This window comes from Paracoccus sp. SMMA_5_TC, assembly GCF_009696685.2.
GTDB lineage: Bacteria > Pseudomonadota > Alphaproteobacteria > Rhodobacterales > Rhodobacteraceae > Paracoccus.
The window spans coordinates 2,540,429-2,553,035 of record NZ_CP102355.1 but is presented as its reverse complement, the minus strand read 5'-3'; the positions used below and the strand labels follow the sequence as shown (position 1 = coordinate 2,553,035).

The window sequence follows — 12,607 nt, the reverse complement described above, 5'->3', positions numbered from 1 at the left end:
ATGCGGCGCAACCTGGCCAGTTCGTTACCCGGGCGGCACGCACCACCCATGGCCGGCTATGACCTTCTGCCGGCAGAGCTGCGCCATTGGCTGGCGCATGCCGCCCTGCCGTGGAGCAGTCGTTCGGCCCTGCGCCTTTGGCGCCGCGCCCTGGACGAGACAGGATGCACCCGCGCCGCGTTGCGACGGCTGGATGAAGTGCAGTCAAGAATGCTGGCGCGCGATGCCCGCCGTGTCTGGGGCACGGATTACCCGGCGGGCATCCTTCAGATGCCGGGCCAGTTCTGTTCGACAACCGCCTCCATCGATACATAGCTGCTGGTGGCGTGGATATAGGGCAGGGCAGAGATGCTTTCGGCCATGATCTGGCGATAATGCGCCATATCCCGCGACCGCACCTTGAGCAGATAGTCAAAACCACCGGCGATCATGTAACATTCCTCGATCTCGGGGACGGCGCGCACGGCGGCATTGAACTGCTCCAGCGCCTTTTGCCGCGTATCGGACAGCCGTGCCTCGACATAGGTGACATGGGTCAGTCCCAGCTTCAGCGGCGACAGGATGGCGCGATAGCCGGTGATCAGGCCCATTTCCTCCATCTGGCGAATACGCAGGGCCACCGGGGTCTTGGACAGCCCCACCTTGCGTGCCAGTTCGGTGATCGGGATACGGGCATTTTCCACCAGTTCCTGCAGGATCTTGCGGTTGGTATTGTCCAGAATCTGGTCCATGTGCCGTCATTCCGTCAAAAAATGGTGCGTATTCCTGCAATGATGGCATAATATGGTCACATCGTCCATGCGCTTCCCGGTATCACCCGCCTCATATCGCAGGAGAAAATGATGCCCCGCATTGCCCTTTCAGACCTTGGCGCCGATGCAAAGTTCCAATCCGAAACAGCCCTGCTGGAACGGCTGGTGGCCGATGCCGCTTTGCGCGCGGAACAGCGCGCCGCCATCACCCATCGCGCCGCCGATCTGGTGCGCCGCATCCGGGCCGAGGCCAAGCCGACGCTGATGGAACATTTCCTGTCGGAATACGGCCTGTCGACGCGCGAAGGCGTGGCGCTGATGTGTCTGGCCGAGGCCATGCTGCGTGTGCCCGACCGCGAAACCATCGACGCGCTGATCGAGGACAAGATCGCGCCTTCGGACTGGGGCAAGCACCTGGGCGAGGCATCCTCGAGCCTGGTGAACGCCTCGACCTGGGCGCTGATGCTGACCGGCAAGGTGCTGGACGACGACCAGGGCGGCATCGCCGGCACCCTGCGCGGTGCCATCCGTCGCCTGGGCGAGCCGGTGATCCGTGCCGCCGTGGGCCGGGCGATGAAGGAAATGGGCCGGCAGTTCGTGCTGGGCGAAACCATTCACAAGGCGCTGGAGCGCGCCCGCACCCGCGAGGCGCAGGGCTTTACCTACAGCTACGACATGCTGGGCGAGGCAGCGATGACCGGTGCTGATGCCGCGCGCTATGCCCGCGACTATTCCGATGCCATCGCGGCCATCGCCAAGGCCTGCGACAAGGGCTCGGTGCAGATGAACCCCGGCATTTCGATCAAGCTGTCGGCGCTGCATCCCCGTTACGAGGTCGCGCAAGAGGCGCGCGTCATGGCCGAACTGGTGCCGGTGGTGCTGTCGCTGGCCCGCCAGGCCAAGGCCGCCGGCATGGGCATGAACATCGATGCCGAGGAACAGGACCGGCTGGTGCTGTCGATGAAGGTGATCGAGGCGGTGCTGTCCGACCCCTCGCTGGCCGGCTGGGACGGCTTCGGCGTCGTGGTCCAGGCCTATGGCAAGCGCGCGGGCCTGGTCATCGACTGGCTCTACGACCTGGCCAGCCGTCTGGACCGCAAGATCATGGTGCGCCTGGTCAAGGGTGCTTACTGGGACAGCGAGATCAAGCGCGCCCAGGTCGAGGGGATGCCCGGCTTTCCGCTGTTCACCACCAAGACCGCGACCGATGTCAGCTATATCGCCAATGCCCGCAAGCTGATCGGCTATGCCGACCGGATCTATCCGCAATTTGCCACCCACAATGCGCAGACCGTGGCGGCGGTGCTGGAAATGGTGGGCGACATCGCCTTTGAGTTCCAGCGTCTGCACGGCATGGGCGAAAGGCTGCACGACATCGTGCTGAAGGATTTCAACGGCCGCTGCCGCATCTATGCCCCGGTCGGCGCGCATCGCGACCTGCTGGCCTATCTGGTGCGGCGCCTGCTGGAAAACGGCGCCAACAGCAGTTTCGTGCATCAGATCGTCGATGAATCGGTATCCCCCGAGGAGGTGGCGCGCGATCCGTTCGCGGCGCTGGCGTCGGCAAGGCCGCCGGCGGGGCTGGCCGAGCCGCAGGCGATCTTTGGCGCCCGCCGCCAGAACTCGCAAGGCTTCGACCTCAGCGACGAGCCGACGCTGGCGCGCATCGCCCAGGCCCGCGCCGGCGCCATTGCCGACGCCGGGCCGATCACCCTGCGCCCGGGCAGCGGCCAGCGCGTTCCGGTCCTTAGCCCCACCGATGGCAGCCTGGTCGCCCATGTGACCGAAGCCGATGCCGATACCGTCGCGCGCGCGCTTGAGGATGCCGCGATCTGGGATGCCCCCGCGGTCGAGCGTGCGGCAACCCTGCGCCGCGCCGCGGAACTCTATGAGGAAAACTTTGGCCCCATCTTTGCCGTGCTGGCGCGCGAGGCGGGCAAGATCCTGCCCGATTGCGTGGGCGAACTGCGCGAGGCGGTCGATTTCCTGCGCTATTACGCGGCCGAGGGCGAAAACGCGACCGGCGCCCCGCGTGGGATCATCGTCGCGATCAGCCCCTGGAACTTCCCGCTGGCAATCTTTACCGGCCAGATCGCGGCGGCGCTGATGGCAGGGAATGCGGTGCTGGCCAAACCGGCCGAACAGACGTCGCTGATCGCGGCCATGGCGGTTGAACTGCTGCACCGCGCCGGCGTGCCGCGCCATGCGCTGCAATTGCTGCCGGGTCAGGGCGGCACCGTGGGCGCGGCGCTGACCTCGGATGCGCGCGTGGGCGGGGTGGTGTTCACCGGCTCGACCGAAACCGCGCAGATCATCGCCAGGGCGATGGCCGCCCATATGGCGCCGGGCACGCCGCTGATCGCCGAAACCGGCGGGCTGAATGCGATGATCGTCGATTCCACCGCCCTGCCGGAACAGGCGGTGCGCGACATCGTCGCCTCAAGCTTCCGTTCGGCCGGCCAGCGCTGTTCGGCCCTGCGCTGCCTTTACGTGCAAGAGGATATCGCGCCGCATCTGATCGCGATGATCAAGGGCGCAATGGATGAATTGCGCGTGGGCGACCCCTGGCAGCTGTCGACCGACGTGGGTCCGGTGATCGACGCCGAGGCCCAGCAGGGCATCGACAGCTATGTCGAAGAGAATGCACAGCGCATCCTGCACCGGGTCTGGGCGCCCAAGGGCGGGCATTTCGTTGCGCCCGTATTGCTGCGCGTGCGGGGGATCGACGACCTGCCGCGCGAGATCTTCGGCCCGGTGCTGCATGTCGCCACCTTCCACGCCGGCGAACTGGACAAGGTGATCGCCGACATCAATGCCCGTGGCTATGGCCTGACCTTTGGCCTGCACACGCGCATCGATTCCCGCGTGCAAGAGGTGGCCGACGCCATCCACGCCGGCAATATCTATGTAAACCGCAACCAGATCGGCGCGGTGGTCGGCTCGCAACCCTTCGGGGGCGAGGGACTGTCGGGCACCGGGCCCAAGGCGGGCGGGCCGCTGTATCTGCCGCGCTTCTTCGCACCGCAGCCGGTCGCGACCGAGGTCGAGACCTGGGACCAGCCCGCAGATGCCCGCGCCATTGTCGCCGCGCTGGCCCGGTCCGCCGAACACCGGGTCGAGGAAATGCTGATGCCCGGCCCGACCGGCGAGCTGAACCGCCTGTCGCTGAGCAGCCGGCCTCCGGTGCTGTGCCTTGGCCCCGGCCCGCGCGCGGTCGAGGCGCAGATGGCGGCAGTCGCGGCGCTGAAAGGGCAGGGGGTGGCCGCGTCCGGCCAGCTGGAGCCCGAGGCGCTGGCCGAGATGCAGGGCTTTTCCGCCGTGCTGTGGTGGGGTGCCGAGGATCAGGGCCGCGCCTATGCCAAGGCCCTGGCCGCGCGCAAGGGACCGATCACGCCCTTGATCTGTGCCCGGCCCGACCAGGCGCATGTTGCCCACGAACGCCACCTGTGCGTGGACACCACGGCCGCAGGTGGCAACGCCGCGCTGCTGGCTGGATGACGGCGCATCGGCAGCCCCGACAGGGGCTGCCCAACCGCCTTTCGGGATAATCAGGATCGCTGGATACGGACCGCGTCTAGCCAATCGCGCAGCGCCGCCAGTGCCTCGGGTTCGTCCAGGAAGGGCACATGTGCGCGATCAGGCACCTCGGCCCAGATCATGTCGGGACGGCGGCGCTGCATTTCCCGGGCGGTCTCGGGCGACAGCAGGTCCGAATTCTGCCCGCGGATCAGGGCCAGCGGCAGGCCCTGGGTGGCATCGAACAGCGGCCACATGTCCACGGCCGGCCCCTCGAAGGCCGCCAGGAACGCCTCGCGCAGGGCGGGGTCATAGGTGATGCGCAGCCCTTCGGGGGTTTCGGCGTAATGCAGCCGCGCCTCTTCCAGCCAGCGGCTGGCCGGCACATTGGCAAAACCCGGCATGTTTGCGGGCAGACGCTCGGCCAGACGCTCCAGGCTCTTGCCCGCAGGATTGCGGCCGACGTAATCGAAGATGCGCTCAAGCCCGCGCCGTTCGATCACCGGACCGATGTCGTTCAGGCACAGGCCCGACAGCCGATCATGCGCCGTCGCCGCCAGCAGCAGGCCGATCAGCCCCCCGCGCGAGGTGCCCAGCAGGGCAGCGCGTTCGATGCCCAGATGATCCAGCAGCGCCAGGGCGTCGCGCGCCTCTTGCAGGACGGTATAGGTGGCGGCGCCCGACCATTCGGACTGCCCGCGACCGCGGTAATCCATCCGCACCAGCCGAACGCCGTCCAGATGCGGCGCGACATAATCGAAATCGCGCCCCGTGCGGGTCAATCCCGCCAGTGCCAGCACTGCCAGCCCCTCACCCGTATCGGTATAGGCGAGGCGGGTGCCATCCTCGGCCCGGAAATGCCGGGTTTCCATCACAGGTTTTCCGGCTGCGGCATGCCGAGGACGTTATAGCCGCCATCGACCAGCACGATTTCGCCGGTGGTGCAGGCACCCCAATCCGAACACAGCCAGACGGCGGTGCCGCCGATTGCCTCAAGCGTGGCATTGGCCCGCAAGGGGGCATTGGCTTCGGTATGTCGATAGGTCTTGCGCGCGCCGCCGATGGCGGCACCGGCCAGGGTTTTCATCGGGCCCGGGCTGATCGCATTCACCCGGATGCCTTCGGGGCCAAGGTCATTGGCCAGATAACGGACCGAGGATTCCAGCGCCGCCTTGGCCACGCCCATGACATTGTAGAACGGTGTGACCCGGTTCGACCCGGCATAGGTCAGGGTGATGATAGAACCGCCATTGCGCATCAACGGCTGCGCACGCCGGGCCAGATCGATCAGCGAATAGCAGGAAATCGTCAGCGAGTTCCTGAAATTCTCGCGGCTGGTGTTGATGAAGCGGCCGGTCAGTTCGTTCTTGTCGGAAAAAGCAATGGCGTGGATCAGGAAATCCAGCGTGCCCCAGCGATCGGCGATGGCGGCAAAGGCACGATCCAGCGATGCCTCGTCCAGCACATCGACATCCAGCAGGAAATCAGAGCCCACGGATTGCGCCAGCGGCTCGACCCGCTTGCCGAAGGCCTCGCCCTGATAGGAAAACGCCAGTTCGGCGCCCTGCTCGGCCAGCGCCCTGGCGATGCCCCAGGCGATCGAGCGGTCATTGGCCACCCCCATCACCAGACCGCGCTTGCCCTTCATCAACTCGCTCATGCCGTGACCTTCGTTCTGGTTCATTCGCGGTATTTCGACAGCACCAGCGTCGCGTTGGTGCCGCCGAAACCGAAGCTGTTGGACAGGATGGAATCGAACTCAACCCCGTCCACCCGCTGCATCGCGATTTCCTCGGGCCGGATTTCGGGGTCCAGCTGGGTGATATTGGCCGATGCGGCGATGAATCCGTGCTGCATCATCAACAGCGAATAGATCGCCTCATGCACGCCGGTCGCACCCAGCGAATGGCCGGTCAGCGACTTTGTCGAGGACACTGGCGGCACCGAGCCTTCGCCGAACACCCGGCGCAGGGCCTTGATTTCGCCGACATCGCCGACCGGGGTCGAGGTGCCGTGGGCGTTCACATAACTGATGGTGCGATCTGGGGGCAGGGTGGAAAGCGCCAGCCGCATCGAGCGTTCGCCACCTTCGCCGGACGGCGCCACCATGTCATAGCCGTCGCTGGTGGCACCATAACCGGTGACCTCGGCATAGATGCGGGCGCCACGTGCAAGGGCGTGGTTCAGTTCCTCGAGCACGACCACCCCGGCGCCGCCGGCGATGACGAAGCCGTCGCGGGTGGCGTCGAACGGGCGCGACGCGGTTTCGGGGGTGTCGTTATACTTTGACGACATGGCACCCATGGCATCGAACAGGCACGAAAGCGTCCAGTCCAGTTCCTCGCCCCCTCCGGCGAACACGATGTCCTGTTTGCCCATCTGGATCAGCTCGGCGCCATTGCCCACGCAATGGGCCGAGGTCGAGCAGGCCGAAGTGATCGAATAGTTGACGCCCTTGATCTTGAAGGGCGTCGCGAGGCAGGCGGAATTGGTCGAGGACATGCAGCGCGTCACCATGAAGGGGCCCATCCGCTTGGGCGCGCCCTTTTCGATGACGGTGCGATGGGCCTCGAACAGGTTCGAGGTCGAAGGCCCGCCCGAGCCCATCACAAGCCCGGTGCGCTCGTTCGACACCTGGTCGGGGCTCAGGCCCGCATCCTCGATCGCCTGTTGCATGGCGATGAAATTGTAGGCGGCGCCGGGGCCCATGAAGCGCAGGTTGCGCTTGTCTATATGATCCTCCAGCACGATCTGCGGCATGCCGTGAACCTGGCTGCGAAAGCCGTATTCGGCATATTCGGGGGCAAAGACGATGCCCGAACGACCATCGCGCAGGCTTTGCGCGACTTCGGCGGCATTGTTGCCGATGGGCGAGACGATGCCCAGCCCGGTGATGACGACACGGCGCATGGCGTGCTCCTTGTTCATTGGTCAGGCGGCCGACAGGGCCACTTTCATGTCCTTGACCTCATAGATGGTTTCGCCGTCCGCCTCGACGCGGCCGTCGGCAACCCCCATGGTCAGGCGGCGAGTCTGCACCGCCTTGGTAAAGTCCACGTAATAGCGCAGCATCTTGCGGTCCGGGCGAACCATGCCGGTCAGCTTGACCTCGCCCACGCCCAGGGCATAGCCGCGCCCCTGCCAGCCGCGCCAGCCCAGGTTGAAGCCGGTCAGCTGCCACAAACCGTCCAGCCCCAGACAGCCGGGCATGATCGGATTGCCGGGGAAATGGCAGGAAAAGAACCACAGGTCGGGATGGATGTCGAATTCCGCCACCACATGGCCCTTGCCATGCAGGCCGCCATCCGCAGAAATATCGGTGATGCGGTCCATCATCAGCATCGGCGGTTCGGGAAGTTGCGCATTGCCGGGGCCGAACAACTCGCCACGGGCGCAGGCCAGCAGATCGTTCTTGTCAAAGCTGGTCCGAGTCATCGTCATGCCTGTGTGTTCCCCCTGGTGCGACGTAGTGCATTCTGCTGTCCCGCCAGTCCGTTGCGGACGCCGGGTGGCACCCGGTCTATCATTGCGCCGGCTTGTGGCGCAAGGCACAGCTTGACGCGGGGAAAGCGTGGGGCTGCGCGTCTGTGACGACCGGCCCGGGGCCATGCGCGGGGCCGGTCGCAGGTTCATGCGCGCTGTCAGCCGCCGAACACCTTTGTCAGCGCCTGATCGATGGTGTCGGTGATGCGGTCGATGTCATCGGCAGTCGAGATCAGCGCCGGCGACAGGCACAGCGTGTTGTTGTAGCCCGGAACCGAGCGGTTGGTCGCGCCGATGATGACGCCCTGGGCCAGACATTCGGCCACCACGGCCTGCACGCGCTTTTCCTCGGCCGGTTCCTTGCTGGTGCGGTCGGCGACCAGTTCGGCGCCGCAGAACAGTCCCTTGCCGCGCACGTCCCCGATCACGGCATGGCGTTCCTGCAGCGCGCGCAGGTTGGCCAGCACCCGATCGCCCATGGCCACGGTGTTTTCCAGCAGGCCCTCATCCTCGATGATGCGCATGTTCTCGATCGCGGCGGCGGGGCCGGCGGTGCAGCCGCCGAAGGTCGAGATATCGCGGAAATAGCTCAGCCCGTCCTCGGGTGCGTCCTTGAACATCTCGAACACGCGTTCGGTGGTGACGGTGCAGGAAATCGCCGCATAACCCGAGGCGACCCCCTTGGCCATGGTCACGAAATCGGGCTGGATGCCATAATTCTGATAGCCGAACCAGGTTCCGGTGCGGCCGACGCCGCAGACAACCTCGTCGATATGCAGCAGGATGTCGTATTTGCGGCAAATCTCCTGCACGCGGGGCCAGTAGCCTTCGGGCGGGGTGATGACGCCGCCGCCCGCTGTGACCGGCTCCAGCACGATGGCGCCGACGGTATCGGGGCCTTCGCGCAGGATCACCTCTTCGATGGCATCGGCGGCGCGTTCGCCGTAATTCTCGACATCCCACTGCTTGCGGTATTCCAGGCAATGCGGCACCCGCACGAAGCCGTCGGGGAAGGGGCCATATTGCTGCGCGCGCTGATCCTGACCCGAGGTTGCCAGCGTCGCGATGGTGGTGCCGTGATAGTCGCGGTCGCGATAAAGGATCTTCCACTTGCGCCCGTCGTGATGGCGCGCCGCGATCTGGCGCACCATCTTGTAGACCTTTTCATTCGCCTCGGAGCCCGAGTTGGAATAATAGACCCGGCTCATCCCCGGCATCTTTTCGATCAGCTTGCGGGCAAAAATGGCGCCGGGCACGGTGCCGGCCGCGCCGGCGTAATAATTCAGCTTCAGCAGCTGGTCGCGCACGGCATTGGCGATGCTTTCGCGGCCATAACCCACATTGACCGTCCAGACCCCGCCCGACACCGCGTCCAGAAACTCGCGCCCCGTGGCATCCCACAGGCGCATGCCCTTGCCCTCGACAAAGACTCGGGGGTCGATGGTTTCGTATTGCTTGTGCTGGCTGAGGTGGTGCCAGACATGGTTGCGGTCGGCGGCGACCACATGGGACATGTCGTTGGCGTTCAGATCAAGGGTCATGGCCGGGCTCCGGGCGAAAGCATGCTTGCGATGACTGGGGCCTTTGTCGGCCGCTGTCCAGGGCCAGTTTGCGCAGAAAGATAGGGCCAGACAAGCCATGGCCCTTGTCCCGGGGAAAACGAAAACGGCCGGTCTGAGCCGGCCGTGAAAATCGTTGCGATGCGACGATCAGAACGGGATGTCGTCGTCGAAGTCGGGCCGGTTCGATGCGGCCGGGGTTGAGCCGCCGCCACCGCTGCCGCCACCATAGCCGCCCGCGTAACCACCGCCATAGCCTTCGTCACGTCCGCCGCCGCCAGCGCCGCCCCGGCCGTCGAGCATATGCAGTTCGCTGCGGAACGGGCGCAGCGCCACCTCGGTCGAATAACGGTCGTTGCCGGCCTGGTCCTGCCACTTGCGGGTTTCGAGCTGGCCTTCCACGTAAACCTTCGAGCCCTTTTTCAGGAACTGTTCGGCGACGCGCACAAGCGGTTCGGAATAGATCACGACGGTATGCCATTCGGTGCGTTCGCGACGTTCGCCGGTATTGCGATCCTTCCACTGTTCGCTGGTCGCGATGCGCAGATTCGCAACCTTTCCACCGTTCTGGAAGCTGCGGATTTCCGGATCCTGCCCCAGATTGCCGACCAGGATTACCTTGTTCACGCTGCCTGCCATGCGCCAGTCCTTTCTGTCTTGTCTTGCGCGGGTGTAGCGCGGCCGCAGTCTGGACGATAGCGGTGCCGCGATGCGCCGAGGTAAAGGAAGGCGCATCGGCAGGATTCCGCCGATATCTGTGGCGGGAAAGCCGCAGACGAATCCTCTTGCGGCGGCGGCCGCGATTTCGGCTATATTGCCGACCAAAAAAAAGACACGTCATGCATGAGGGATCAGAGATGCTTTCAAGCCATCGTGCGCTGCTGGGCCGTATCGGCCGGGTTTCTGCCGTCCTGACGCTGGCGCTGAGCGTCGCCGCACCGGCATCCGCGCAAGGTCTGCGCTTGCAGGTCAAGGACAGCAAGTCCCGACTGGCCCAGTTCGAACGGCAGACCAGGTTGATGGATACCCGGCTGGCTGGGCAGTATCAGCAATCGGCCCGGCTGCGACCAGGCGGCACCTCGACGAAAAGCGTGGTGGAGCTGGACATTCCCACGGCGATCCCGGCCTATCGGGGCAATCGGCGCAGTCAGTATCTTCCCCATGCCCGCGCCATGGCCCGCAAGCACGGCGTCCCCGAGGATCTTTTCCTGCGCCTGGTGCAGCAGGAATCGGGCTGGAACCCTTCGGCCCGGTCGCACAAGGGGGCGCAGGGTCTGGCCCAGCTGATGCCCGGAACGGCGGCAAAACTGGGGGTGGACGCGCGCGACCCGATCCAGAACCTGGAAGGCGGCGCCCGCTACCTGCGCATGATGTATAACACCTTTGGCAGCTGGCGCCTCGCGCTGGCGGCCTATAACGCCGGGCCGGGGGCGGTGGCGAAATATGGCGGCGTGCCGCCTTATGCCGAAACCCGCAATTACGTGCGCATCATCCACGGCAGCTAGGGCCGGGCTGTGCCTGGCTAGAATGTCGAGGGGATGATGCGGCTGTATTTGGTGCCGGCGATGGCGGCGCCGGCCATCAGCCCCGACTGACCAAAGACCATCGCGACCACCGGCTGCTGGGCAGTGATGGTATCGGTGCCAACCGCCAGCCCCCCGGCTGGCAGCGCATAATAGGCACCTGCCTCGGCCACCCAGCCAGGCGCCTTGCGGAAATCCGCCAGGGCGGCGTCGGTCTGAAAGATCAGCACATGAGCATATTGCTGGGCGCCGATCTGAAACCCAAGGCTGGCCTGGGTCGCGGAATAGTAATCCACCGTCACGTCATTGATACGCAGTGCGCCTTGGCCATAGGCGCCGCCCAGCCCGAAACCCGCCTCTGTCATCAGCGGCATGTAAAGGACGCCCTTGGCACTGCGCAGCATCGGCGCAACGTTGGGATAGGTGCGCAGCAGGAAATCGCGGGTGGCATCGACTCGGGCATCCAGGCGTGAAGGCGCATCCTGTCCGATCGCATTGGAGCAGCCCGCCAGGCCCAGCGCCGCGCCACCCAGCAGCAGCATGCGTCGGCTTATCTGTGTTCCGCTTGTCATTCGTGCCTCGTGCAAACCGTGGTCTTTCGCCGTCAAGAGAGCGCAGATTAGGCAGGATTTCAGTTTCGCGCCAGCGCCTCGGCGGCCTGCGGGGCATAGTAGGTCAGGATGCCGTCGCAGCCCGCACGACGAAAGGCCAGCAGGCTTTCCAGCACCACCTCACGCCCCAGCCAGCCGTTGCGGATCGCCCCTTCCAGCATCGCGTATTCGCCGCTGACCTGATAGGCAAAGGTCGGCGCGGCGAACTGGTCGCGCACCATCCGACAGATGTCCAGATAGGGCAGCCCAGGCTTGACCATGACCATGTCGGCGCCTTCGGCCAGATCTCGGGCAACGCAGCGCAGCGCCTCGGCGCGGTTGGCCGGGTCGATCTGATAGGTTTTCTTGTCGCCGACCAGACGACCCGATGCGCCCACGGCATCGCGAAACGGGCCATAAAAGCCGCTGGCGTATTTGGCCGCATAGGACAGGATGGCCACATCCTTGTGCCCGGCCGATTCCAGCGCGGCGCGCAGCGCGCCGATGCGCCCGTCCATCATGTCCGAAGGGCCCAGGATGTCGGCGCCCATCTCGGCCTGTATCAGCGCCATGCGGCACAGCGCCTCGACGGTTTCGTCATTCAGAATCACCCCGTCGCGCACCAGCCCGTCATGGCCATTGGCATTATAGGGATCCAGTGCGATGTCGGTCATCACCGCCAGTTCGGGCGCCTCGGCCTTGATGGCGCGGATGGCGCGGTTGCCGATGTTCTCGGGGTCCCATGCGCGTTCGCAGCCGTCGGTCTTGCGGTCGGGATCGGAATGGGGAAACACGCAAATCGCCGGAATCCCCAGCCGCATCGCGGTTTCGGCGGCGCGACGCGCCCCGTCCAGCGTCAGCCGTTCGACCCCGGGCATCGAGGGGATTTCGCCCGCGCCATCCGCCATTTCGGTGACAAAGATCGGCCAGATCAGGTTGTCCACGCCCAGAGTGGTTTCACGGGTCATCGCGCGCAAGGCGGGGGTGCGGCGCAGTCGACGCAGGCGCGATTGCGGAAACGGGGCGACGATCGGGGTGGGGGACATGGCGACGCCTTTCTGCACGGCCGGACGCTGTAATCGGAGGTGCCGGCAAACTGCACCCTGACGACGCCCCGCGCAACCCCTTGTCCGCAGGGGGCGAAATCGCGCTTTTCTTTCGCGGAAGTATCGCTAACCTGCGCC

Annotated in this window: 12 protein-coding genes; 3 read left to right on the top strand and 9 right to left on the bottom strand. The window is 65.5% G+C overall.

Going from position 1 to position 12,607, the window contains the following annotated elements; genetic code table 11:
* Positions 1-315: a DUF6525 family protein gene (locus tag GB880_RS13135; RefSeq protein ID WP_195840739.1), complete on the top strand. Its 315-nt coding sequence runs from the start codon at positions 1-3 to the stop codon at positions 313-315.
* Here GB880_RS13135 and GB880_RS13130 read toward each other — a convergent pair.
* Positions 267-731: an Lrp/AsnC family transcriptional regulator gene (locus GB880_RS13130; RefSeq protein ID WP_154492885.1), complete on the bottom strand. Its 465-nt coding sequence runs from the start codon at positions 729-731 to the stop codon at positions 267-269. The genes GB880_RS13135 and GB880_RS13130 overlap by 49 nt on opposite strands.
* 111 nt (positions 732-842) lie before the next feature.
* On the opposite strand from GB880_RS13130, the gene putA reads away from it, so the two are divergent.
* Positions 843-4,250 carry a bifunctional proline dehydrogenase/L-glutamate gamma-semialdehyde dehydrogenase PutA gene (gene putA / locus GB880_RS13125; protein WP_154550504.1) on the top strand — a complete coding sequence of 1,136 codons (3,408 nt, stop codon included), beginning with the start codon at positions 843-845 and terminating at the stop codon, positions 4,248-4,250.
* Positions 4,251-4,300: 50 nt separating this feature from the next.
* Here the strand turns inward: putA and GB880_RS13120 are convergent, their stop codons facing one another.
* The 6 genes from GB880_RS13120 to ssb all read right to left on the bottom strand — a co-directional run bounded on the left by GB880_RS13120 (position 4,301) and on the right by ssb (position 9,949).
* Complete coding sequence (locus GB880_RS13120) at positions 4,301-5,140, bottom strand: alpha/beta fold hydrolase (RefSeq protein WP_154493062.1); 840 nt, start codon at positions 5,138-5,140, stop codon at positions 4,301-4,303.
* On the bottom strand, positions 5,140-5,928 hold the full coding sequence (locus GB880_RS13115) for an enoyl-ACP reductase FabI (RefSeq protein WP_263467184.1): 789 nt from the start codon (positions 5,926-5,928) through the stop codon (positions 5,140-5,142). The genes GB880_RS13120 and GB880_RS13115 overlap by 1 nt, the downstream gene beginning before the upstream one ends.
* A gap of 20 nt (positions 5,929-5,948) precedes the next feature.
* Positions 5,949-7,178, bottom strand: a complete 1,230-nt coding sequence (gene fabB / locus GB880_RS13110; RefSeq protein WP_154493060.1) for a beta-ketoacyl-ACP synthase I — start codon at positions 7,176-7,178, stop codon at positions 5,949-5,951.
* Between the two features lie 21 nt (positions 7,179-7,199).
* Positions 7,200-7,709 (bottom strand): bifunctional 3-hydroxydecanoyl-ACP dehydratase/trans-2-decenoyl-ACP isomerase, encoded by a 510-nt coding sequence (gene fabA, locus GB880_RS13105; protein ID WP_154493058.1) that lies wholly within the window; start codon positions 7,707-7,709, stop codon positions 7,200-7,202.
* Positions 7,710-7,909: 200 nt separating this feature from the next.
* On the bottom strand, positions 7,910-9,292 hold the full coding sequence (gene tpa, locus GB880_RS13100) for a hypotaurine--pyruvate aminotransferase Tpa (protein WP_154493056.1): 1,383 nt from the start codon (positions 9,290-9,292) through the stop codon (positions 7,910-7,912).
* A gap of 168 nt (positions 9,293-9,460) precedes the next feature.
* Positions 9,461-9,949 (bottom strand): single-stranded DNA-binding protein, encoded by a 489-nt coding sequence (ssb, locus tag GB880_RS13095; RefSeq protein ID WP_154493054.1) that lies wholly within the window; start codon positions 9,947-9,949, stop codon positions 9,461-9,463.
* A gap of 218 nt (positions 9,950-10,167) precedes the next feature.
* Here ssb and GB880_RS13090 point away from each other — a divergent pair, with 218 nt between their 5' ends.
* Positions 10,168-10,815 (top strand): lytic transglycosylase domain-containing protein, encoded by a 648-nt coding sequence (locus GB880_RS13090; RefSeq protein WP_154493052.1) that lies wholly within the window; start codon positions 10,168-10,170, stop codon positions 10,813-10,815.
* A 17-nt stretch (positions 10,816-10,832) separates the two neighbouring features.
* Here GB880_RS13090 and GB880_RS13085 read toward each other — a convergent pair whose 3' ends face one another.
* Complete coding sequence (locus GB880_RS13085) at positions 10,833-11,405, bottom strand: YSC84-related protein (protein ID WP_154493050.1); 573 nt, start codon at positions 11,403-11,405, stop codon at positions 10,833-10,835.
* 59 nt (positions 11,406-11,464) lie between these two features.
* Complete coding sequence (hemB, locus tag GB880_RS13080) at positions 11,465-12,469, bottom strand: porphobilinogen synthase (RefSeq protein WP_154493048.1); 1,005 nt, start codon at positions 12,467-12,469, stop codon at positions 11,465-11,467.
* Positions 12,470-12,607 lie beyond the last annotated feature (138 nt).

Coding starts and splice junctions, on each gene's coding strand:
- fabA (WP_154493058.1), bottom strand. CDS start 7,709: ATGACGATGACTCGGACCAGCTTTGACAAGAACGATCTGCTGGCCTGC.
- GB880_RS13135 (WP_195840739.1), top strand. CDS start 1: ATGCGGCGCAACCTGGCCAGTTCGTTACCCGGGCGGCACGCACCACCC.
- fabB (WP_154493060.1), bottom strand. CDS start 7,178: ATGCGCCGTGTCGTCATCACCGGGCTGGGCATCGTCTCGCCCATCGGC.
- GB880_RS13115 (WP_263467184.1), bottom strand. CDS start 5,928: ATGAGCGAGTTGATGAAGGGCAAGCGCGGTCTGGTGATGGGGGTGGCC.
- GB880_RS13120 (WP_154493062.1), bottom strand. CDS start 5,140: ATGGAAACCCGGCATTTCCGGGCCGAGGATGGCACCCGCCTCGCCTAT.
- tpa (WP_154493056.1), bottom strand. CDS start 9,292: ATGACCCTTGATCTGAACGCCAACGACATGTCCCATGTGGTCGCCGCC.
- GB880_RS13090 (WP_154493052.1), top strand. CDS start 10,168: ATGCTTTCAAGCCATCGTGCGCTGCTGGGCCGTATCGGCCGGGTTTCT.
- putA (WP_154550504.1), top strand. CDS start 843: ATGCCCCGCATTGCCCTTTCAGACCTTGGCGCCGATGCAAAGTTCCAA.
- ssb (WP_154493054.1), bottom strand. CDS start 9,949: ATGGCAGGCAGCGTGAACAAGGTAATCCTGGTCGGCAATCTGGGGCAG.
- hemB (WP_154493048.1), bottom strand. CDS start 12,469: ATGTCCCCCACCCCGATCGTCGCCCCGTTTCCGCAATCGCGCCTGCGT.
- GB880_RS13130 (WP_154492885.1), bottom strand. CDS start 731: ATGGACCAGATTCTGGACAATACCAACCGCAAGATCCTGCAGGAACTG.
- GB880_RS13085 (WP_154493050.1), bottom strand. CDS start 11,405: ATGACAAGCGGAACACAGATAAGCCGACGCATGCTGCTGCTGGGTGGC.